This window comes from Polynucleobacter cosmopolitanus (genome assembly GCF_002224225.1).
Taxonomy (GTDB): Bacteria; Pseudomonadota; Gammaproteobacteria; order Burkholderiales; family Burkholderiaceae; genus Polynucleobacter; species Polynucleobacter cosmopolitanus.
The window spans coordinates 52,680-75,990 of record NZ_NJGG01000002.1; the positions used below are offsets into that span (position 1 = coordinate 52,680).

Genomic DNA, 23,311 nt, shown 5'->3' on the forward strand with positions numbered 1-23,311 from the left:
AATAGACAAAAAATTAGAAGCATTCAATAAAAAACCGCCTGATTGGGCGGTTTTTTATTAGCGGTACTTTCTCGATGGTAGTTTGGACTCGTTTAGCTCAGCGCTTGAATCACTTCAGGTGGCGCTTGAACCAATTCAATCAAAACACCCTCGCCCCCAATTGGGAACTCTTCATTCCCTTTAGGGTGTAAAAAAGTGATGTCATACCCTGCAGCCCCTTTTCGAATCCCACCAGGTGCAAATCTCACACCATTGGTTGTCAACCATTCAACCGCGACCGGCAAGTTATCAACCCATAAACCAATGTGATTGAGTGGGGTTGTGTGCACAGCGGGTTTCTTTTCTGGATCGATCGGTTGCATCAAATCCACTTCCACCTTATGAACACCCTTACCCATGGCACAAATGTCTTCATCAACGTTTTCGCGTTCTGATTTAAATGTACCAGTCACTTCTAGACCAAACATGTCAACCCAAAGCTTTTGAAGTTTGGTTTTGTCTGGTCCACCAATGGCCACTTGTTGAATGCCCAAAATTTTGAATGGTTTAGTCATCTGCTGGCTCACTCGAATCTCAGAATTTCTTGATCAACGGCAAGACTCTCACCTTTGGCAGCCATCACAGCAGCAACCACGCCATCCTGCGTTGCGACCAAGACGTTTTCCATCTTCATCGCTTCAATCGCAGCTAAGCGCTGACCCGCTTCTACTTTTTGACCGACAGTAACAGCGACATCAACCAATAAGCCAGGCATCGGAGACAACAAGAACTTCGACATATCGGGCGGTTCTTTGAAAGGCATCAGCTTTTGCATTTCAGCAGCCTGTGGTGTTAACACCATGCTGTCGACTCTCACGCCATCGAATTGCAAGCGATAGAAGGTGCCCATGCGCTCAACCTGAAGCGCGATCTCACGTCCATTCACAGATGCTTTGTAAATGATCTGACCAGGATTCCAGTCTGAATCAATTTTATAAACTGAACCATCGACTGTGACTTCATAACCACGAGCTGTTTCATCAATCGATGTTGGCACGTAATTCATCTTGCCAGCTTCACCAGCTGCCACCACGAATTCTGTTGGGATTTTGACCTCGTGACCTTCAAGCTGACCATAAATACCAGCCGCACGATCCAAGTAACGGCGATGAACAGCTGTTGCCAATGCATCCATTAATTTTGGATCTTCCGCTTTGACATCGGACGCTCTAAATCCATGAGGGAATTGTTCGGCAATAAAACCAGTGTTGAAGTCCCCAGAGATGAAACGTGGGTGCTGCATCAAAGCAGCTTGGAATGGAATATTAGAATGAATGCCACGAATCACGAACTCATTCAAAGCAGCACGCATCTTAGTGATTGCATCCAAACGATCTTTACCGTGCACGATCAATTTAGCAATCATTGAATCGTAGTACATCGGAATCTCACCGCCTTCATAGACACCAGTGTCCACACGCACGCCATTCACCTCTTCAGGCGGCTGGTATCTAACCAAACGACCAGTTGATGGCAAGAAGTTGCGGTATGGGTCGTCCGCATTGATGCGGCACTCCATGGACCAACCATTGCGCTGAATATCTTTTTGACCAAACGATAATTTTTCTCCAGCGGCTACTCGGATCATCTGCTCAACAAGGTCTAGTCCTGTGATCGATTCAGTCACAGGGTGCTCTACTTGTAAACGAGTGTTCATTTCCAAGAAGTAGAAAGACTGGTCCTTGCCAACCACAAACTCAACCGTACCAGCAGATTGATATTTCACAGCTTTGGCCAAAGCCACCGCTTGGTCACCCATCGCTTTGCGAGTTTCATCACTGATGAATGGTGATGGCGCTTCTTCGATCACTTTTTGGTGACGACGCTGAATCGAGCACTCACGCTCCCACAAGTAAACAGCATTGCCATGACCATCACCCAACACCTGAATTTCAATGTGGCGCGGCTCTTCAACAAATTTCTCGATGAACACACGATCATCACCAAAGCTGTTACGAGCTTCATTCTTACAAGCTGAGAAACCTTCAAAAGCTTCTTTATCGTTAAATGCAACGCGCAAACCTTTACCGCCGCCACCTGCTGATGCTTTGATCATCACTGGGTAGCCAATGCCTTTGGCAATCTCTACCGCAGATTCAGGCGTATCAATCGCGTCGTTGTAACCAGGAATCGTATTGACCTTGGCTTCGTTGGCTAATTTTTTAGAAGCGATCTTGTCACCCATCGCAGCAATCGAATAATGCTTAGGCCCGATGAAAGTGATGCCCTCTTCTTCCAAGCGCTTAGCAAATGCCTCGTTCTCAGATAAGAAACCATAACCAGGGTGAACCGCTTCAGCACCCGTGTCTTTACACGCCTTGATGATGTTATCCATCACCAAATAGGATTCACGTGAAGGAGCTGGGCCAATACACACTGCTTCATCAGCAAGCTCTACGTGACGCGCATCACGGTCGGCTTCAGAATAAACAGCCACAGTTTTAATGCCCATCTTGCGAGCAGTTTTAATCACGCGGCAAGCAATTTCACCACGGTTAGCAATCAGAATCTTCTTAAACATGTTCTTGTCCTAATCGATTAAAGAGGGATGTTGCCGTGTTTGCGCCAAGGATTTTCAATATCCTTGTCTTTGAGCATGGCCAAAGATCTAGCAACACGTTTACGAGTTTCATGAGGCATGATCACATCGTCAATGTAACCACGACGACCAGCCACAAATGGATTGGCAAACTTGGCTTTGTACTCTGCCTCGCGCTCGGCTAACTTGGTAGGATCACCTTTTTCTTCACGGAAAATAATTTCCACAGCGCCCTTAGGGCCCATCACCGCAATTTCAGCTGAAGGCCAAGCAAAATTCACATCACCTCTGAGGTGTTTTGAAGCCATCACGTCATACGCACCACCGTAGGCTTTGCGTGTGATCACTGTGATCTTTGGTACTGTGCATTCTGCATATGCGTACAACAACTTGGCGCCGTGCTTGATGATGCCGCCGTATTCTTGTGAAGTGCCTGGCATAAATCCTGGCACATCTACAAAAGTAACCACTGGGATATTAAAAGCATCACAGAAACGCACGAAACGTGCCGCCTTGATCGATGATTTGATGTCCAAGCAACCAGCCAAGACCAATGGCTGGTTGGCAACGATACCGACTGTTTGACCTTCGATGCGTGCAAAACCAATGATGATATTTTTCGCATAGTCAGGTTGAATTTCAAAGAAATCACCATCATCAACAGTTTTTGTGATCAACTCATGCATGTCGTAAGGCTTATTGGCGTTATCAGGCACCAAAGTATCTAGCGAATAATCCAAGCGCTCTGCTGTATCAGCCCCCTTGCGCACAGGTGGCTTCTCTTTATTTGATAAAGGCAGATAGTTAAAGAAGCGACGCAACATCAAAATCGCTTCAACATCGTTTTCAAAGGCGCGATCACACACACCTGATTTGGTAGAGTGAGTCATGGCACCGCCCAACTCTTCTGCTGTCACTTCCTCATGAGTCACGGTCTTGACAACTTCTGGACCCGTCACAAACATGTATGAACTATCTTTGACCATGAAAATGAAGTCGGTCAATGCTGGTGAATACACAGCACCACCAGCGCTAGGCCCCATGATCAAAGAAATTTGTGGAATCACACCTGAAGCAGACACGTTGCGCTGAAAAATCTCAGCATAACCACCCAAAGATGCCACACCCTCCTGAATACGTGCACCGCCCGAGTCATTCAAACCAATCACTGGAGCGCCGACCTTCATGGCTTGATCCATGACCTTACAAATCTTCTCAGCATGAGCTTCAGACAATGAACCACCGAACACAGTGAAGTCTTGTGAGTACACAAAGGTCAGACGACCATTGATCATGCCGTAGCCAGTCACCACACCATCACCAGGCACAGATTCATTGGCCATGCCAAAGTCTGTGCAGCGGTGTTCAACGAACATGTCCCATTCTTCAAATGAGCCATCGTCTAATAACAACTCAATGCGCTCACGAGCTGTTAATTTGCCTTTGCCATGTTGGGCATTGATGCGCTTTTGACCGCCGCCCAGGCGAGCCTGTTCACGCTTGGCTTCTAGTTGTTTGATGATGTCATGCATAAAATGCTCTCCCTTGTTTCTCAATCTTTAAATTAACTTTTACTCATTACTTATTAACTTTTACTTCTTGATCTTTACTTCATTAAATCCAATAATCGTCTGGCGGCCACTGAGGCTGCCATGGTTCCCTGGTTCACCGCTTCACTTAATTCAGGCAATAGCTTTTGTACTTGTGCATTGGCTTTGAAGTTTTGTCTTAAGCCTGCTTCGATGCGTTCCCACATCCATGCTTGGGCCTGTTGCTTTCTTCTCAATGCCAAGTGACCATGCTTTGTCTGAATGTCTTTGAATATGTTGACCGTGTCCCAAAACTCAGTGATACCTTCAGACTTCAAAGCGCTCATGCGAATCACTTTTGGATGCCAAAGTGTTTCATCATGGTGAGCGTGCTCAGGGTTGCCGTGCATGCTGAATAAGCGCAATGAGCCCATGATTTGCACTTGCGCCCTAGTGGCAGCATCTGGGTCTAAATCAACTTTATTGATGACCACCAAATCAGCTAACTCCATCACGCCTTTTTTGATGGCTTGAAGATCATCGCCTGCATTAGGCAATTGCAACAGAACAAACATGTCTGTCATATTGGCAACAGCTGTTTCACTTTGACCAACACCGACCGTTTCAACAATCACTACGTCATGACCGGCCGCTTCAGCGACCAACATGGCTTCACGTGTTTTTTCCGCGACTCCACCAAGATTGCCTGATGAAGGTGTGGGTCTGATGAATGCTTTTTCATTGACCGATAAAAACTCCATGCGGGTTTTGTCACCCAGAATCGAACCACCAGAAACTGTGGACGATGGGTCAATTGCTAAAACAGCCACACGATGACCTTTACTGATCAGATACAAGCCCAAGGCTTCAATGAAAGTAGATTTACCAACACCCGGAACACCAGAAATACCTAATCTGAAAGATTGTCCACTCTTAGGCAGAATCGCATTGAGCACTTCATCTGCTCTTAAACGATGATCAGGCCTGGTTGACTCCAACAAGGTGATGGCTTTCGCCATGGCTCGGCGCTGGGCCGATCCAGGTTTGGCATCAGCACCACAGATGGCATCAACGAGTATTTGATCTTCTGTTTGCACGCGGGTCTTTGTTAGCTATTTATTCGCTGATCAATGATTGGCTTATTTTTGAGCCAAACGAATTTGCTCTAGAACATCCTTGGCTGATGCTGGAATTGGTGTACCAGGCCCATAGATGCCTTTCACGCCAGCTTCGTACAAGAACTCATAATCTTGACGTGGAATCACACCACCCACAAAGACGATGATGTCATCAGCGCCCTGCTTTTTAAGTTCCTGAATGATGGCCGGTACCAAGGTTTTATGACCTGCAGCCAAAGTAGAAATACCCACCGCATGCACATCGTTCTCGATGGCTTGGCGCGCACACTCTTCTGGCGTTTGGAACAAAGGCCCCATATCAACGTCAAAGCCTAAATCTGCAAAAGCTGTGGCCACCACTTTCGCACCGCGGTCGTGACCGTCTTGACCTAATTTGGCAATCATCACACGTGGGTGACGGCCTTGATCTTTAGCAAATTCAGCGATTTCTGTTTTTAATTTTTCCCAGCCTTCTGCTGAGTCATAAGCAGCTGCATACACACCAGTCACCTTTTGAGTATCGGCGCGATGGCGCCCGTAAACTTTTTCCAATGCATCAGAAACCTCACCCACTGTTGCGCGCAAACGAATGGCATCGATTGCAAGAGCCAATAAGTTACCAGTGTTGTTTTCTGCTGCGGCTGTCAGCGCATCCAAGGCTGCCTGAACTTTTTGACTGTCACGCTTTGCTCTGACATCTTTTAAACGAGCAATTTGTGAATCACGAACCTTGTTGTTATCAATATCCAAGATATCAATTGGATCTTCTTTGCCGAGCTTGTATTTGTTAACGCCAACAATCACATCTTTGCCAGAATCGATACAAGCTTGCTTTTCAGCAGCGGCGGCTTCAATTTTGAGTTTGGCCCAACCACTTTCAACCGCTTTGGTCATGCCACCCATGCCTTCAACTTCTTGAATGATGTCCCATGCTTTATCAGCCATGTCTTGCGTGAGCTTTTCCATCATGTAAGAACCAGCCCAAGGATCGATCACATTGGTGATGTGAGTTTCTTCTTGAATGATCAACTGGGTATTACGCGCAATGCGTGATGAGAACTCCGTTGGCAAAGCAATCGCTTCATCAAATGAATTGGTGTGCAATGACTGTGTGCCACCGAATACAGCTGCCATCGCTTCAATCGTGGTTCTAACAACGTTGTTGTAGGGATCTTGCTCTGTGAGTGACCAGCCTGAAGTTTGGCAATGCGTTCTCAACATCAATGACTTAGGATTCTTTGGATTGAATTCCTTCATCACACGCCACCACAACAAGCGAGCAGCTCTTAATTTAGCGACTTCTAGATAGAAGTTCATACCAATGGCAAAGAAGAAAGATAGACGACCAGCAAAGCCATCCACATCCAAACCTTTGCTCAAGGCAGTTTTTACGTACTCTTTACCATCAGCGATGGTGAAAGCCAATTCCAAGGCTTGGTTCGCACCCGCTTCTTGAATGTGATAACCAGAAATAGAAATTGAATTGAACTTGGGCATCTTTTGAGAGGTGTACTCAATGATGTCGCCAATGATGCGCATCGATGGCTCTGGTGGGTAGATGTAAGTATTACGCACCATGAACTCTTTCAAAATATCATTTTGAATAGTTCCTGATAACTGATCCTGACTCACGCCTTGCTCTTCAGCTGCAACCACATAGCCAGCCAAAATTGGTAATACGGCACCGTTCATGGTCATTGATACAGATACTTTGTCCAATGGGATTTGATTGAACAAAATCTTCATGTCTTCTACTGAATCAATCGCCACACCCGCTTTACCTACATCGCCGGTCACACGAGGATGGTCAGAGTCGTAGCCACGATGAGTGGCCAAGTCAAAAGCAACTGAAACACCTTGACCACCTGCAGCCAAAGCTTTGCGATAAAACGCATTGGATTCTTCTGCGGTTGAGAAACCAGCATATTGGCGAATCGTCCAAGGACGAACGGAGTACATCGTTGCCTGAGGACCGCGCACAAATGGCTCAAATCCAGGCAAGGTGTTAGCAAAGGGCAAACCTTCGGTATCAGCTGCTGTGTAAAGCGCCTTTAATTTAATGTCATCGGGAGTATCCCAGCCTAAAGCATCAACATTGCCATTGGGAGCAGATTTGGCAGCAGACTTTTCCCAGGCTTCAAGACTTGGGTTAGAAAACTCGGGCCATGGGCTCTTTGTGGTTTTACTCATTATTTCTCCACCGATATATTTAATAAATTAACAATATTGAATCTCTTGGGCTTGACATATACCTGACAAAAATGATTAAATGTATTCATAATTATGAATACAAAAATATCATTAGCGCCTAGGCCATTATACGAGGAAGTAGCCGAAAGGTTAAGAAATAGTATTTTCTCGCACGAATATGCCCCAGGAGCCTGGATCGATGAACAAGCGATTGCAGCTGAATATGGCATCAGCCGCACACCTATGCGTGAAGCTATCAAGGTTTTGGCCGCCGAAGGCTTGATAACAATGAAAATGCGCCGCGGCGCCTACGTGACTGAGGTCAGCAAGTCTGATTTAAACCAAATTTTCACGATTCTCGCCCTTCTCGAAGGTCAAGCTTGCCGTGAAGCAGCCACCAAGGCAACTGAACGCCAGCTAGAAGACCTCGACTCAATACACTTAAAACTAGAAAGAGCCGCTGCCGACCGAGATTTAGATGAGTTTTTCGTGATTAATCAGTCTTTTCACGAGAAAATTCAAGAAATCTCGAGTAATCCATGGATGAAACGCACGATCGATGACCTTAAAAAAGTTCTGAAACTGCAACGCAGAGATTCTTTAAGTAAACGCGGCAGGATGGAAAGCTCATTGTTAGAGCACCGCAAGATACTCTCCGCCCTTTTGGCCAGAGATCCTGATTTATCAGAAAAGTTGATGAAAGAGCATTTCTTACAGGGTCAGCTAGCAGCCAAGTGAAATTGTTTCTGTTGGTGAGTTTTACTTAGTTAGTTTTACTTAGTTAGTTTTTTATCCATAAAAAAAGCCGCTTAAAGCGGCTTTTTTGTTTGAGCTGATTAGGTCAGCAGTTTTCTTACTTCTTAACCACCAAATTACCAGGCAAGCTAGCGATGTAAGCAGCCATGTCTTTTAGATCTCTGTCTGAGAACTGAGCCACTTGGCCAGCCATGATCGCATTGCTACGACCAATGTTTGGATTGTTAGTAACCTTGTAGGCTTTCAAAGCAGCATAAAGATAATCGGCGTGCTGACCAGCCAACTTAGGGTACTCAGCAACGACTGGTTTGTTCATGCCTTCACCGTGACAAGCTGCACAGTTACCTTTGACCAAAAGCTCTTGACCTTTTTTAAGGTCAGCCGCTTGGGCAGTTACTGCAGTCATTGCGATAGAGGCCGTTGCGATAGCAATCAAAATATGTTTCATGTCGACTTCTCCCGCTTATTTCAATTTATTGATGGTTGTTGCTGATGTCTGAGCAGAGTAGTAAACCGCTAGGTCAGCCATGTCTTGATCTGTTAGTGAACCAGCAATACCACGCATGGTTGGGTGCTTACGCTCACCTTTTTTGTAAGCTTGCAAAGCAGCCACGATGTACTCAGCGTTCTGACCACCAATCATAGGCACGGTGTAAATCTCAGGGAAACTTGAGCGGTAGCCAGGAATTGCATGGCAACCAATACACATCGCCACTTTTGATTCAGCAGCTTTAACATCGCCCTTAACACCTTGGGCATTCACAGTACCGGCCAAAGTCATGGCGGCAACAGCAACAAATAGTAGTTTTTTCATAGTGACCAAATATTGAGTTAGATCAAAAAATTCTTCGATGCGAGTATAGCGGATGAGAGGGAAAAATGGGTTCAGAAATTAGAATTTTTAGAGTTTTTTCCCAACAAAACCTGCTAAAAAGCTCAAAATACTTTAAATCAACTACAAACTTCATGAAATATTAGTTTTACTAAGTCATGGTCTTGGCATCGCAATACAATGACGCATTATTTAGGAGAACCTTGATGTCGACAATCGCACAACGCTTAAAAGAACTTCAAATTGAGTTACCGACTGCTGGTGCTCCAGCGGCCGCTTATGTGATGTCAGCTCAAACTGGCAACACCCTATTTTTATCTGGTCACATCGCTAAAAAAGATGGTAAGCCTTTGGTGGGTAAATTGGGTTTGACCATGAACACTGAAGAAGGCAAATTGGCTGCACGCAGCATTGCGATTGATTTGATGGCCACCATGCAAGCTCATCTTGGCAATTTGGATCGTGTGAAGCGCATCGTTAAAGTGATGAGCTTGGTCAACTCTACAGAAACATACACAGAGCATCATTTGGTGACGAATGGTTGCTCTGAATTATTGTTTGAAGTTTTTGGTGAAGCTGGCAAACATGCACGCAGCGCCTTTGGTGTGGCACAGATTCCTTTGGGCGCTTGCGTTGAAATTGAATTGATTGCTGAAGTTGAGTAAACCTGATCACTTAATTTTTTACTTCACAAAGTAACTGGCCAGCCAAATATAAACCGGTATCCCCACGATGATGTTTAAGGGGAATGTGATGCCCAATGAGGTACCCATGTACAACGCGGGATTAACTTCGGGCATCGCGTGACGCAAGACCGCTGGCACAGCAATGTATGAGGCACTCGCTGCGAGAATCATCAACAAGACTGTATCGCCCAAAGCCACGCCAAACATCAAACACAAAGCCAAGGCTGCCATTGCGTGAACCGGTGGCGCGATGAAGCCATACAAAAAGGTGATGGGCGGCTTACCTTTCAGCTCGCCAATACTTCTGGCAGCAACCAAGCCCATGTCGAGCAAGAAAAATGCCAACAGTCCTTTGAACAAGTCGATTGAGAATGGCGCCATGACTTTGAGTCCAGCCTCACCAGAAATGATGCCAACCATCAAAGATCCTAAAAGTAATAGCTGGCCACCATCTGTGAATGATTCATGAAGAATTTTCCCAATCGGCGTGTGCCCTGTTTTATCACCAGAGCGCTGCAGTCGAATTCTGTTGGCGAGCACAATCGCAATGATGATCGCTGGTGACTCCATCAAGGCCATCGCAGCAGCCATGTGACCACCGTAGGCAATGCCATTTTGATCGAGTACTTGAGTCGCTGTGATGAAAGTCACCGCACTCACAGAACCGTAGGCAGCAGCGATCGCTGCCGCATCTAATTTATCTAACTTTTGCTTAAGTAAGTTATATCCAACCAAGGGCACTGCAATTGCAAGTGCAATGGCCAAGCCAAGACTGATCGCAATTTCTGGGGTAAAGCCTGATTTATTGAGGGCAAAACCGCCCTTCAATCCCAAGGCCATCAGTAAATAAAGGGACAAGAAACGTGATATTTGCTGAGGAATCTCTAAATTAGAGCGCACCAATCCTGCAAAGATGCCGAAGATGAAAAACAGAATGGATGGGTCAAGAAGATTGGTCATGATTTTTCCTTTGGCGCCATGATAAAAATACTCATACATAAAGTAAAATCGTATTTATGATATAAATACATAGATAAAAGTCTATGACCACATTGATGAGCGAATACCCATGAACATCACCTTCAGACAATTGCGCCTTTTCTTAGCGCTTGCAGACACAGGCAGTGTCAGCTCTGCCGCCAGGGTTCTTCATGTGACCCAACCCACTGCCTCGATGCAGTTAAAGGAAATCACGGAAGCCGTGGGCCTGCCTTTGTATGAAGTTGTCTCTAGAAAGGTCTATTTGACCGAAATGGGCCATGAATTGGCCAGATGTGCCAGAGCCATTGTGGGTGAATGGGAAAACTTTGAACAACAAGCAGATGGCTTAAAGGGTTTCACCAGAGGAAAACTCAAAGTGGCGGTGGTCAGCACTGCCAAATATTTCATCCCAAGATTATTGGGAACGTTTTGTGCCAAATACCCAGACCTGGATATTTCTTTAGAGGTCTTGAATCGTGATGGCGTGGTGAAGCGCTTAGAAGAAAACTTAGATGATCTTTACATCATGTCTCAACCACCGCTGAACTTGGATATTGAAGATGAAATCTTCATGCCCAATCCCTTGGTCTTAGTCGCGCCAAAAAATTCTCCAATGGCTAAGAAAAAGATGATCGATATTGCCAGCTTAAAAGACGAGCAATTTATTTTTCGAGAAAAAGGTTCTGGCACCAGAATGGCCATTGATGCTCACTTCAAGAAGTTGAAGTTCAAACCAGATGTGAGACTAGAGCTTGGCAGCAATGAAGCGATCAAAGAAGCTGTGATTGGTGGCTTGGGATTGGCAGTTTTATCAAAGTATTCACTGAGTGAAGCAAGTACTCAAAAGGAAGTTGCCATTTTGCGTTGCGCAGACTTTCCGATTGAAACCAGTTGGCACATCGTGAGACCCAAAGGCAAAAAATTGTCACCGATTGCCAGCATCTTCAAAAAACATTTATCAGATCAAGCCAAGGCTTGGAGATAGTGAGAGCTTTAGAGTTCGAACTTACTAAGACTCTCACTAAAACTCTCACCTACCAAATTTGAAACTGGCTTGTTTATTGCGCAGTCAACTTTGCATCTTTGAGTTTAGGCTCTAATGCATGACCCTTTCGAGCACGATTGGCTGTGAAGGACTTCAAAGTCTTCGCATCCAATGCAGCTTCTGTTGGCTTACCTGCTCTACCAAGACCGGAAATAACAGCACCTGATGAGCCTACTGCAATCGCAGACTGAAGACGCTCAGCTTTATCCAGATCCATCAAGATCACACCCTTGCCACCTGTTGGCAAACGCTTCAAATCATCCAATGAGAAGACCAAGAGTCGTCCGTTTTCAGACAAGCAAGCCACTTGCTTCATGCCTTCTTGAACTTTGGCTGGGGCCAATGGCGCATCACCTGGTGCGAATTTAGCATCGACACCCACAAATGATTTACCCGCCTTGTTACGCGTTGTCATATCAGCCACGTTCGCCAAGAAACCATTGCCTGATTTCATCGACAACAAGAGCAAGTCGTCATTGTGTCCTGCGTAGTAAGCCACCATCTGAGTGCCGGCTGCCAAGTTCACAAAACCGGTTAATGGAGAGCCATCACCTCTGGCTCCAGGCAAATCGGAAACTGGCACGGTGTAAACGCGACCATTGCTGCCAAAACCAAGAACCACGTCGGTAGTACGACATTCAAAGGTGGCATACATACCATCGCCCGCTTTGAAGCTGAATTGCTGTGGATCATGCTCATGCCCTTGACGAGCTCTGACCCATCCACGCTGAGAAACAATCACAGTGACTGGCTCATCGATGACCTTGGTTTCAGCAATTGCTTTCTTCTCTTCCTGGATCATGGTGCGACGCTCATCACCGAAGGTTTTCATATCAGCTTCGATTTCTTTGACAATGCGCTTGCGCATATTGCTATCGCTGCCCAAGATGCTTTCTAAGTCTTCTTTTTCAGTATTGAGTTCTTTGAGCTCTTGTTCAATCTTGATGGCTTCTAGTCTTGCTAACTGACGCAAGCGAATTTCTAAGATATCTTCGGCTTGACGCTCAGAGAGTTTGAACGCTGTCATCAAATCAGCTTTAGGCTCATCACTGCCACGAATGATTTTGATGACTTTATCAATGTTGAGAAGAACTAATTGACGTCCTTCTAGGATATGAATGCGGTCATTGACCTTGGTCAAGCGATGCTGAGTTCTGCGGGTTACTGTTGCAACACGGAACTCGATCCATTCACTCAGAATCTCGCCAAGTCCTTTTTGACGTGGGCGACCATCATTGCCAATCATCACCAAGTTGATCGGTGCATTGGACTCAAGTGAGGTATGAGCCAACAAGGTTGTGACGAATTCATTCACATCGATGTTTTTGGTTTTTGGCTCAAACACCAAACGAACCGCAGCGTCTTTGCTTGATTCATCACGCACAGAATCTAATAAACTCAAGATGGTTTGTTTGAGATTATTTTGTTCAGGCGTTAAGGTTTTCTTACCAACTTTAACTTTCGGGTTGGTGAGCTCTTCAATTTCTTGAAGAACTTTTTGTGTTGAAGTGCCCGGTGGCATTTCTGTCACAACCAATTTCCATTGGCCACGAGCCATGTCTTCAATCACCCAACGGGCTCTGACTTTTAAGCTACCACGACCTGTTTGATAGATTTGTGAAATTTCTGCATGAGAAGAAATGATCTGCGCACCACCCGGGAAATCTGGGCCTGGTACGTATGACATCAATTCTTCATGAGAGATTTTTGGATTCTTCATGAGTGCAATGGCTGCACTAGCGACTTCTTTTAAGTTGTGCGATGGCACTTCTGTGGCCATACCCACAGCAATACCTGAAGCACCATTCAAAAGAACAAAAGGCAATCTTGCTGGCAACAAACGAGGTTCTTGCATCGAACCATCGTAGTTCGGAATGAAATCAACCGTGCCCTCATCGATCTCATCTAAAAGCAAACTAGCAATCTTAGTTAAGCGAGCTTCGGTATATCGCATCGCCGCAGCACCATCGCCGTCTCGTGAACCAAAGTTACCTTGGCCATCGATCAATGGATAGCGCAATGAGAAATCTTGTGCCAAACGCACCAAGGCGTCATAGGCAGATTGGTCACCGTGCGGATGGAATTTACCCAATACGTCACCAACCACACGGGCGCTCTTCACTGGTTTTGCATCAGCGCGCAGATTCATTTCATTCATTGCGAACAAAATACGGCGCTGAACAGGTTTTTGACCATCGGCCACTTCTGGCAAAGCACGGCCCTTCACCACACTGATAGCGTAGTCAAGATAAGCACGCTCGGCGTAGGTTGCCAGTGTCAATGAATCAACATCAGCCGTGTTCGGCACCACTCTTGGAGCAGTCGCTACAGCCTTAGCATCGGTATCAGATTCATCGCCCATGTCAGCGAATAAATCTGGTTCTTGATTCGGATTGTTTTTCTTTTTACTCATTCGGTATTTTTCTTAATTCTTAAGACTTAAATGTCTGCTTCAACTTCATTGCCGCGTTCTTCAAGCCATGTTTTGCGAGCACCTGATTCAGATTTGCCCATCAACATGTCCATGGTTTTAACTGTTTCAACTTCACCCAAGGCACCTTCAGTGACTGGCAATAAACGACGGGTATCAGGATTGAGTGTTGTATCCCAAAGCTGTTCAGCGTTCATCTCACCCAAACCTTTGAAGCGGCTGATCTGCCAACTGCCCTCACGCAAACCTTCTTTGCGCAATTTATCTTCAATCGCTTTTAATTCACCTTCATCCAAGGCATATAGTTTTTGCGCTGGCTTTTTGCCGCGTGCCGGAGCATCCACACGGAATAAAGGTGGGCGTGCAATGTACACATGGCCACGTTCCATGAGTTTCGGGAAGTGTTTGTAGAACAAGGTGAGCAACAAGACCTGAATATGTGCGCCGTCTACGTCCGCATCTGACAAGATACAAATCTTGCCGTAACGTAAATTGCTCATATCTGGGTCATCATTGTTGCCGTGAGGATCCACCCCAATCGCAACAGCAATGTCATGAACTTCGTTGTTGGCAAACAAGCGATCGCGCTCTGCTTCCCACGTGTTCAAAACTTTACCGCGTAACGGCAAAATCGCTTGGTATTCTTTATTGCGGCCCATTTTCGCTGAACCACCAGCAGAATCACCCTCAACCAAGAAGATTTCATTCATCGCGATGTCTTCGCTCTCGCAGTCAGTCAACTTACCTGGCAGAACTGCAACACCTGATGATTTTTTCTTTTCAACTTTTTGACCAGCACGCGTTCTTGCTTGAGCTTGTTTGATCACGAGCTCAGCTAATTTTCTGCCGTAATCAACGTGTTGGTTCAACCACAGATCTAAAGCAGATTTAACAAATCCAGAAACCAAACGCACGGCATCACGAGAATTCAAACGTTCTTTGATCTGCCCTTGGAACTGCGGATCCAATACTTTGGCAGATAAAACAAAAGAAGCTCGTGCAAAGACGTCTTCAGGCATCAATTTGACGCCTTTCGGTTGCAAAGCATGAATATCAATGAAGCTTTTCACAGCATTGAATAAGCCATCGCGCAAACCACTTTCGTGCGTTCCGCCAGCAGGAGTTGGAATCAAGTTCACATAGCTTTCGCGAACTGGAGCACCTTCTTCGGTCCAGGCCACCACCCAACTTGCGCCTTCACCTTCAGCAAATGAATCTTCACCCGCACGATTAGGATCAGCGAAGTGTTCGCCATCAAATGCTGGAATAACCACTGGACTGTGGCCACTTTGTGCCATGGCTTCATCCAAGTAGCCTTTTAATCCTTGGGTGTACAACCAAGTTTGTGGCTCGCCACCCTTCTCTTGAATGAGAGTGACTTTAACGCCAGGCAATAAAACAGCCTTTGAGCGCAGCAATCGTTGCAACTCAGCCATCGGGATCTGCGCGCTGTCAAAGTATTTACCATCTGGCCATGCTCTGACACGGGTACCGTTGGGGCGATCGCCCATCGGTGCAATTTTTGTTTTAAGCGCCTCAACCACAAAGCCATGTTCAAAAGCCAAGGTTGAAATTTGTTTGTCGCGCCAAACCGTCACTTCCATGCGCTTTGATAATGCATTGGTGACAGAAACACCCACACCGTGCAAGCCGCCTGAGAAAGCGTAGGCTCCGCCAGAGCCTTTTTCAAACTTACCGCCAGCGTGAAGCTGTGTGAACACCAATTCAACGACGGGACGTTTTTCTTCTGGGTGCATGCCCACCGGAATGCCTCGACCATCATCTTCAACACTCACGCTGCCATCGGTGTGCATGGTGACCACGATGTGATGACCATGACCGCCCAGGGCTTCATCCGAGGCGTTATCAATCACCTCTTGGATCATGTGCAATGGATTATCAGTCCGGGTATACATACCTGGACGCTGTTTGACCGGTTCAAGTCCTTTAAGAACTTTGATCGACGATTCGCTGTATTGATCTGTTTTTTTAGTTGCCATGGCGAAGAATTGTATCCACATGCGAAAATGACTTCCATGGGAGCACTTAATCACCTTCGCGTTTTAGACCTCAGTCGAGTCCTGGCAGGCCCCTGGTGTGGGCAGAACCTGGCAGACCTGGGAGCTGATGTAATCAAGGTTGAGAGGCCAAAAGCAGGGGATGATACCCGTCAATGGGGCCCTCCTTTTTTGAAAGATTCTGATGGTCAAGATACTTCAGAAGCAGCCTATTATTTGGCCATTAATCGCAATAAAAGATCGATTACTTTGGATATTTCGACCCCAGAAGGTCAAGAAATCATCAAAAAACTGGTTTTAGAGACCGATGTGGTGATTGAGAACTACAAAGTGGGCCAATTAAAGAAATATGGCCTGGATTATGAAAGTCTCAAAAGCCTTAAAAAAGATCTAATATATTGTTCTATAACGGGTTTTGGTCAAACAGGGCCTTATGCCCACCGCGCTGGTTATGACTTCATCGTGCAAGGCATGGGTGGTTTTATGAGTGTCACCGGTGAAAAAGAAGATTTACCCGGTGGCGGCCCTCAAAAGGCCGGCGTGGCCATCACAGATATTTTTACTGGGATGTATGCCACTTCTGCCATTTTGGCGGCTGTGGTGCACCGAGATCGCACGGGCGTGGGTCAATACATTGATTTGGCCTTACTGGATGTTCAAGTGGCAACCATGGCCAATGTGGCGAGTAATTATTTGGCCAGCGGTGTGGCTCCCAAGAGCTGGGGTAATGCCAGCCCGAATATCGTGCCCTATCAAACCTTCAAATCATCTGATGGTTGGATCATTGTGGCTTGTGGGAATGATGGTCAGTACCGTCATTTTGTAAAAGCCGGTGGTCAAGAAGAGTTGGCTGATGATCCGCGTTTTGCGACCAATCCAGAACGCGTGCGACATCGCGATACTTTGGTGCCGATCTTGAGTGCGATGGTAGCAAAGAAAACCAAAAAAGATTGGATTGATGCATTAGAACAAGCTGGCGTACCCTGTGGTCCGATCAATAACTTCCAAGAAGTGTTTGAGAACGAGCAAGTGATTGCAAGAGGCATCAAGATGGAAATGCCACACCCCAAAGCTGGCAAAGTTAATTTAGTGCGCAGCCCCATGCACATGAGTGAAACACCTGTGGTTGAAAAACGACCGCCACCTCTGTTGGGTGAACACACTGACGAGATTCTGAAAGAACGTCTACAAATGAGTGATGCAGATATACAAGCGCTGAAAAATAAAGGTGTTGTGTGAGCATCGCAACAACTAAGACCGCAGACCTGAGCCTCACCAAAGTAATACTTGTGGGAGGCTTGGTTGTGTCGCTGGCCGTAGGTATCCGCCATGGCTTTGGTTTATTCAATTTACCAATCACTCAAGCCAATGGTTGGGGCAGAGAAATTTTTGCTCTTGCCATTGCACTCCAAAACCTGGTCTGGGGTATGTCCCAACCTGTCTTTGGAGGTTTAGCTGATCGCTTTGGTGGCTATAAGGTGATGATCTTAGGCGGTGTTTTATTCACACTGGGGCTGGTTGGATCAGGCTTATCAACCAGCAGCTTTGGTTTTGTGATGAGCACTGGCGTGGTCATAGGTTTGGCTTTGGCCTGCACCACCTACAGCGTTGTGTATGGCGTGATTGGCCGTAACTGTTCACCTGAAAAACGGGTCTGGGCCATGGGTATGGCAGCAGCAATGGGTTCTTTTGGTCAATTCTTCATGATTCCAGTTGAGCAAGAATTACTCACTCATTTTGGCATTCAAAACGCTTTGTTTATTTTGGCTATCATCACCAGCTTCATGGTGCCCTTGAGCTTGATTCTGCGAGAAAAGAATTACCAGCCAGCACAAACTAGCAGTGACCAAACCATCATTCATGCCATCAAGGAAGCCTTTGGTCAACGCAGCTTTCAATTATTGATCTTTGGTTTTTTTGTTTGTGGCTTTCAAGTTGTTTTTATTGGAGCGCACTTGGCCCCTTACCTCAAAGATATGTCTGTGACTTATCCCAATGTAGGCCATCCTGAAGTAGCTACGATTGCTTTAGCACTTGTGGGCTTATTCAATATTTTTGGGACTTACTACGCAGGCAAGTTGGGCCAAAAATTGCCTAAACATCTTTTATTGGCTTTTATATATGGGGCAAGAGCCATTGTGATCGCAGGATTTATTCTTTTGCCCCTAACCCCATTCACTGTCTATCTATTTGCTGCCTTTATGGGCTTCTTGTGGCTCTCAACTGTACCGCTCACCAATGGCATCGTGGCTCATATTTTTGGCGTGAAGTATTTATCCATGCTGTCTGGCTTCGCATTTTTCTCACATCAAATTGGTAGCTTTTTGGGTGCTTATTTAGGTGGCTATTTATTTGACATCACGGGCTCTTACAACATTGTTTGGATCATTGCGATTGGTTTGAGTGTTCTTGCTGCTCTTGTGAACCTTCCCATCAAAGAAAAAGAATTGCTGAGAGCTCCACAGGGCTCTGCCGCCGCTATCTGATGAGCAAGATTGAGATGATGTCATTTTTTCAACGACCCATTGTGATCAAAGTATTGGTCTTGGCATTATTGGCTTTGGTATTTGCTACCTACTTAAGACCTGAGATGATGGTCGACGTCGCAAATACCTTACTCACCCTCTGCGGGTGGTAAGCTAGCGCCCTGTTTTTAGTTCTCGCCATAGTACAGTGGATAGTACAACTGCCTCCTAAGCGGTAGACACAGGTTCGATTCCTGTTGGCGGGACCAATCAAGTTGTTTGTGTCAATCTATCCTTGACCATCTGCAAATACATCCGCAATTCATAAACCTTTACAGCATATTTTTTAGGCACTCTCATGGCCAACGCTTGCGTTTGAAGCGTCTGCCATTCCTCTTGCCATGGTTTTTTAGGGTTGGCCGCTACCGCCAATTCAAGGACTCGCAATTTTTTATAAACCGCAGAAGTCTTCGCGTCGACACCCATTGCAATCAGCTTGGGTAAAAAATTAAATAAAGGGATCAAGATTGCTAATAAGGGCAAGATGATGCGAATCGCTCTCTCAACCCAAACCACACTCCAAAACGGTAAGTGACGGTGCAAGAAAGAGGCTCCGTTTTTTAGGAAATGCTTGGCATCATCGTTGTGAGGCCAAGCAAAGCCATTTTCTGAGGGATAGTCATTTTCTTTTTGCAAAAGACCCAATTGACTGATGGTTGAATCCATGGCTCTCATCAAAGGCGTGATCAAGGCGGGATGAATGTCTTCACTGACAGCCAAAGCTGCTGGTGCAGCCAGAATCGAGATGTCTTTTCTGGGAAGATCCTCAGCCAAGTTGATCACACCTCGTGGCACCGTGACTTTTTTCAAGAATGGTAGACGCACGGTATAAGCATCGGCTTGCTCAAAACTCATCACAGCCAAATTTGGGTTGCGCAGATATTCCAAAATAATCGGTGCCTGTGGGCCACTGACCAACATCACTGCATCTAGCTCATTGGCATTCAATGCTTTGAGACTTTGTGAGGCCATGAACTCTTTGAGCTTAATGGTTGGTTTTTCTGACTTCACATCCATTTGATTGAGCTCTAGCAGCTTCAACCCTAAGTCGCGTGTGCCACTACCCGGCATGCCAATAGACAGTGATTTATTTTCTAGTTGCGTTATTTTTGTCAGAGGGTCTTTAAAAGCAGTCTTGCGATAAAAGAACCAAACTTGCTCATCAAAGACAGATGCTAGAGCTGAGATGTTGGGATTTTCAGATACTTGACCAACGCCACCTTGCAAGATTCCGACATGAATCTTTGTATTAGGCTGATTCAAGCGCTCAATGTTTTCTAAACTGCCGGCGGAGGGTAAAACTTCTAAAGTAATTCTTTCTTTAGCAAGCTCTTTGGCTAACTGTTGTCCAAAACGGTAATACAGACCGTTTTCAGCGCCAGTGGTCATCACGATTTTTTTAGGTGGGGTTGGCACTAAAAACCAAATCAACAAACCCAAGAAGAGAATAATCAAAACCGGGAGCAGATAAAGCATCGGTGGCTCAATCATGCGCTGGGTGATTTGTTGGAATTGTTTTTTCATGATGTTTAAGATTTAAATCGAATTATTTACTGATCAATGAAATACCCAAAGGAATACCCGCATCTTCAGCCTTAACTTCTTGTGCTTTACCCACTCTGACTCGATCTTTCATTTCAGGTGAGCTCTTTAAGAAAGCATCTCGCGCATTATTTGCACGGGCATTGGCTAAAGCAATCAAGCGAGCTTCATTGATGTTTTGGGCTTGAATCAATTCTTTGCGCAGGGTTTCCCAGCGTTCTGGTGTATTTGGCAATCTAATTAATTGTTGAGCTAATTTAATGCGCCCCACTTGAGACCCATACGCAGACTTGAGACCACTTTGAACGCGCGGATCAGACAAACTTGGATTGGGCAAAGGTTCAGTGTCTTTTAACTTGAACCCAGCCGCCAATAGAATGGCGCGATCCGCATTGACTCGGGCCAATTCTTGGCGATCGATTTGCGGATCGTAAGTGCCATAAAACTCAACAACTGCATTGGCTTTTTTCTCAAGCAGTTTGGCCACTTTTTCTAATTTTTCTTGCTCCGGAGGAGTGATCACGCTTTCACCAGGGGCGGTGTAAATACCATCCAAGCCCTCTTCACCAAATAAAGATGCCAAGGCCCTGAACGGTGCTGTGACGATACTCGATAAGACATTGCGCAAGGCTTGCCAGAAAAGATGCCCGACACTAAATTCTGGTGAATCAACATTGCCTTTAATCGGAATGTTGACATCAATCATGCCATCTGAGTCCTCTAGCACAGCAATGGCCAAACCAATGGGCAACCTCACGCCTTTAAAGTCAGGGACCTCTTCACCCAATTTAATTTTACGGATCACAAAACGATTTTTACCCAGCAGTTGACCATCTTTAGCTGTGTAGCGCAGATCCACATCGATGCGACCATCGTCGATTTGATAACCAGCAAAGGTCATCGCATATGGATTGATGCTATGAAGTGGCAAGTTCTTAAAGCTCAAAGAGACGTCTGAGTTTCTTCTTGGATCTTCAAAAGCAGCTTGACCCCTGGCACGCAAACTACCGCTTTTATCAACCGCGCCATCCAAAGCGATGGTAGCGTATTGCCCAGGCACATTGCTGACACCCAATAATGAGCCATTGAGATTGTTGATATTGGTTTTAAAGCCAGGCCTGATGGATGCGTCTGAGAAATACATCCTGCCTTGATTGACTTTGATGGCCTTGATGTCTACCTCAAAAGCTGGTTTGCCTGCAACCTTGAGGACTGCTGGTGTACTTGGAGTTTTTGTTGCAGGTGCTGGGGATGTCACTGCTTGATTTTTCATGAACAAGCGGCGGAAGTTACTGAATTTATCCTCGCCAATCGAGAACCTGGCCAACGGCTGAGTTAAGACCAATTCTTGGATGCTGAATCTTTTTTGCTCTTTTTCTAAAAAATCGAGTTCAAATTTCGAGAAATAGGCTTTTTTCCAGCTGAGCAATGGGTCTTTTTCTTTAGGCTCATAAATGGCCAATTCAGCAAAATCCAGGTCACCTAAGATAGCCCAACCACGGGGGTTGGTTTTAAGTTTTAGTTCTGCACTGACCGAGCCTTTTTCTGTGACCAGCTTTTCATTGGCTGGCAATAAAGCAACGAAAGGGGCCAACGGAAGATCTTTGAATGAAACACTGCCATCAAGATCTGCTTTTTTTAAGTCATAGCTGAGCGTACTGGTCAGTTTTGAATCTTCGACACTCAAATTGATTTTTAGATCAATTTTTTCTTGAGCAATCATGTCTAAATGCCCTCCCACCCCCAGACTTGAAAGTTTGAGGCGGTTGGCTGAACCTGGTATGGCCAAATCCACATTCTTTAAGTTCAAGAGGTAGTCACTTTGAACTCCCTGCACACCGGTTGGCGCATAGTTGGCAAATTCTTTGGCTTGGAATTCAACATCCTTGAACACGTAATCTGTTTTTTTGATGCTGTCTTTGATGGAAATTTGACTATTTTTCAATTGAAACTGGTCAATCTCAATTTTTAGGTTCGATGGCTTGGCATCGGATTTCTTTAAAGCCTGAATAGACTTGATCAGCTCAAGAAAGTTCCATTGAGCAACACCCTGTTTATTGGATGTGCGCAGCAAGAAAATTTGAGCTTGGTCAATCGTCACTTCTGATAGGTGCACACGAGCAATCAAGAGATGAATCAGCTCAGCATTAACGCTCAAATGCTGAATATGGAGGAGTGGATTTTTATCTTCTGACTCTTTAGAGAGCTTTAGACCATGAATATCAACTTTGAGATTCCATGGAGAAACATCGATGCTTTCGTAGCTGATGTGATGACCAATGCTTTGACCATAGTGATGAACAGATTTTTTTACCATTCCAGGTAAAAAAACTACCAAGCCGATCCAAAAAGCCAAAATCGAGGCAATGAAAATTGCCCCAATCTGAAGAAGTAACTTTTGATGTTTCATGCCCCAATCATAAATTGACTTGACGTCTTTGGGATGAATGTTTTGATACTTAGTTCTTATTTATTGACTGGAGGAATCACCGTACTCCTTGGCGCCACCGTCAACATCACATTGGCTTTTCCACCAAATCCACCTTCATCAATTTCAATGGTCGCAGTTCTATCTTTTTTAATGAAAACCAAGATACTGTTTTTTGATTTGGTTGAGGAAACCAAGGTCCAGCCTGCTTTTTGGAATTGATCCCTAAAAAATGTGAAAGTTTCGTTCGCATTTTGCGCTGAAGTGATCGCCACACGACCAGCCCAACCGTCGCCACTGCCCAAAATCAAGGAATTTTCATTATTGATGCGTGCGCCGCCAGGCATTGGCATCTCTCCCAACAATTTTGACTGGATATCCTGAACTGTTTCACCATCAGCATTGGATAATTGAGTTGTGCCACATGCACTTAATCCTAAAGTGATGGTAATGATAGAGCTGATGAGTAATTTATTCATGGCAAGCCTTCCTCAATGACATATTTTTTCAATAAAGATAAGAATACACCCAGTCACTGGAATCATTGCTTGATTTGATTATGAAAATTCATATCAGGACTTCTTTCGGATTGAATTTATGAAATATTTGAAAGAATTTTAAAGTGTGCTAGCTAAATTTTCCTCCATCAGAT

Annotated in this window: 19 protein-coding genes and 1 tRNA gene; 7 read left to right on the forward strand and 13 right to left on the reverse strand. The window is 45.3% G+C overall.

From position 1 onward, the window contains the following. Positions 1–92: 92 nt before the first annotated feature. From AOC33_RS05715 to scpA, 5 genes are all read right to left on the reverse strand, one after another. Positions 93–554: a VOC family protein gene (locus AOC33_RS05715; protein WP_089515701.1), complete on the reverse strand. Its 462-nt coding sequence runs from the start codon at positions 552–554 to the stop codon at positions 93–95. A gap of 8 nt (positions 555–562) precedes the next feature. After that, positions 563–2,560: an acetyl-CoA carboxylase biotin carboxylase subunit gene (gene accC, locus AOC33_RS05720; RefSeq protein WP_089515703.1), complete on the reverse strand. Its 1,998-nt coding sequence runs from the start codon at positions 2,558–2,560 to the stop codon at positions 563–565. Between the two features lie 17 nt (positions 2,561–2,577). Then, the gene (locus AOC33_RS05725; protein ID WP_089515705.1) at positions 2,578–4,110 is read right to left on the reverse strand and encodes an acyl-CoA carboxylase subunit beta; all 1,533 of its coding nucleotides are present in this window, start codon (positions 4,108–4,110) and stop codon (positions 2,578–2,580) included. A 74-nt stretch (positions 4,111–4,184) separates the two neighbouring features. Then, the gene (gene meaB, locus AOC33_RS05730; RefSeq protein ID WP_089516432.1) at positions 4,185–5,126 is read right to left on the reverse strand and encodes a methylmalonyl Co-A mutase-associated GTPase MeaB; all 942 of its coding nucleotides are present in this window, start codon (positions 5,124–5,126) and stop codon (positions 4,185–4,187) included. Positions 5,127–5,246: 120 nt separating this feature from the next. Beyond that, positions 5,247–7,415 (reverse strand): methylmalonyl-CoA mutase, encoded by a 2,169-nt coding sequence (scpA, locus tag AOC33_RS05735; RefSeq protein ID WP_089515707.1) that lies wholly within the window; start codon positions 7,413–7,415, stop codon positions 5,247–5,249. Between the two features lie 93 nt (positions 7,416–7,508). Here scpA and AOC33_RS05740 point away from each other — a divergent pair, with 93 nt between their 5' ends. Beyond that, positions 7,509–8,153 (forward strand): GntR family transcriptional regulator, encoded by a 645-nt coding sequence (locus tag AOC33_RS05740; RefSeq protein ID WP_089515709.1) that lies wholly within the window; start codon positions 7,509–7,511, stop codon positions 8,151–8,153. A 115-nt stretch (positions 8,154–8,268) separates the two neighbouring features. Here the strand turns inward: AOC33_RS05740 and AOC33_RS05745 are convergent, their stop codons facing one another. Further along, a complete protein-coding gene (locus tag AOC33_RS05745) occupies positions 8,269–8,619 on the reverse strand; it encodes a c-type cytochrome (protein ID WP_089515711.1) in 351 nt (116 codons plus the stop codon). Positions 8,620–8,634: 15 nt separating this feature from the next. Next, a complete protein-coding gene (locus tag AOC33_RS05750) occupies positions 8,635–8,985 on the reverse strand; it encodes a c-type cytochrome (protein ID WP_089515713.1) in 351 nt (116 codons plus the stop codon). Positions 8,986–9,209: 224 nt separating this feature from the next. Between AOC33_RS05750 and AOC33_RS05755 the strand changes: the two genes are divergently transcribed. Next, positions 9,210–9,668: a RidA family protein gene (locus tag AOC33_RS05755; protein ID WP_089515715.1), complete on the forward strand. Its 459-nt coding sequence runs from the start codon at positions 9,210–9,212 to the stop codon at positions 9,666–9,668. A gap of 18 nt (positions 9,669–9,686) precedes the next feature. On the opposite strand, the gene AOC33_RS05760 is transcribed toward AOC33_RS05755, so the two are convergent. Then, the gene (locus tag AOC33_RS05760; RefSeq protein WP_089516433.1) at positions 9,687–10,649 is read right to left on the reverse strand and encodes a sodium-dependent bicarbonate transport family permease; all 963 of its coding nucleotides are present in this window, start codon (positions 10,647–10,649) and stop codon (positions 9,687–9,689) included. A gap of 109 nt (positions 10,650–10,758) precedes the next feature. Here AOC33_RS05760 and AOC33_RS05765 point away from each other — a divergent pair, with 109 nt between their 5' ends. After that, on the forward strand, positions 10,759–11,655 hold the full coding sequence (locus tag AOC33_RS05765; RefSeq protein WP_089515717.1) for a LysR family transcriptional regulator: 897 nt from the start codon (positions 10,759–10,761) through the stop codon (positions 11,653–11,655). A 73-nt stretch (positions 11,656–11,728) separates the two neighbouring features. Here AOC33_RS05765 and parC read toward each other — a convergent pair whose 3' ends face one another. Further along, positions 11,729–14,077, reverse strand: coding sequence for a DNA topoisomerase IV subunit A (gene parC / locus AOC33_RS05770; RefSeq protein ID WP_089516434.1), 2,349 nt, complete (start codon positions 14,075–14,077; stop codon positions 11,729–11,731). Between the two features lie 77 nt (positions 14,078–14,154). Beyond that, a complete protein-coding gene (locus AOC33_RS05775; RefSeq protein ID WP_089516435.1) occupies positions 14,155–16,146 on the reverse strand; it encodes a DNA topoisomerase IV subunit B in 1,992 nt (663 codons plus the stop codon). Between the two features lie 36 nt (positions 16,147–16,182). On the opposite strand from AOC33_RS05775, the gene AOC33_RS05780 reads away from it, so the two are divergent. The 4 genes from AOC33_RS05780 (at position 16,183) to AOC33_RS05790 (ending at position 18,898) form a co-directional block, all read left to right on the forward strand. Beyond that, on the forward strand, positions 16,183–17,403 hold the full coding sequence (locus AOC33_RS05780) for a CaiB/BaiF CoA transferase family protein (protein ID WP_089516436.1): 1,221 nt from the start codon (positions 16,183–16,185) through the stop codon (positions 17,401–17,403). Then, the gene (locus AOC33_RS05785) at positions 17,400–18,650 is read left to right on the forward strand and encodes an MFS transporter (protein ID WP_089515719.1); all 1,251 of its coding nucleotides are present in this window, start codon (positions 17,400–17,402) and stop codon (positions 18,648–18,650) included. The genes AOC33_RS05780 and AOC33_RS05785 overlap by 4 nt, the downstream gene beginning before the upstream one ends. Positions 18,651–18,667: 17 nt before the next feature. Next, on the forward strand, positions 18,668–18,802 hold the full coding sequence (locus AOC33_RS09220; RefSeq protein WP_281252756.1) for a hypothetical protein: 135 nt from the start codon (positions 18,668–18,670) through the stop codon (positions 18,800–18,802). A 21-nt stretch (positions 18,803–18,823) separates the two neighbouring features. Continuing rightward, a tRNA-Arg gene (locus AOC33_RS05790) sits at positions 18,824–18,898 on the forward strand. Position 18,899: 1 nt separating this feature from the next. Here AOC33_RS05790 and AOC33_RS05795 read toward each other — a convergent pair. The 3 genes from AOC33_RS05795 to AOC33_RS05805 are packed head-to-tail and all read right to left on the reverse strand — an operon-like array spanning position 18,900 to position 23,138. Continuing rightward, positions 18,900–20,213: a TAXI family TRAP transporter solute-binding subunit gene (locus AOC33_RS05795; protein ID WP_089515721.1), complete on the reverse strand. Its 1,314-nt coding sequence runs from the start codon at positions 20,211–20,213 to the stop codon at positions 18,900–18,902. Positions 20,214–20,235: 22 nt separating this feature from the next. After that, positions 20,236–22,641, reverse strand: coding sequence for a DUF748 domain-containing protein (locus AOC33_RS05800; protein ID WP_089515723.1), 2,406 nt, complete (start codon positions 22,639–22,641; stop codon positions 20,236–20,238). A gap of 56 nt (positions 22,642–22,697) precedes the next feature. After that, positions 22,698–23,138 carry a hypothetical protein gene (locus tag AOC33_RS05805; RefSeq protein WP_089515725.1) on the reverse strand — a complete coding sequence of 147 codons (441 nt, stop codon included), beginning with the start codon at positions 23,136–23,138 and terminating at the stop codon, positions 22,698–22,700. Positions 23,139–23,311: the final 173 nt, after the last annotated feature.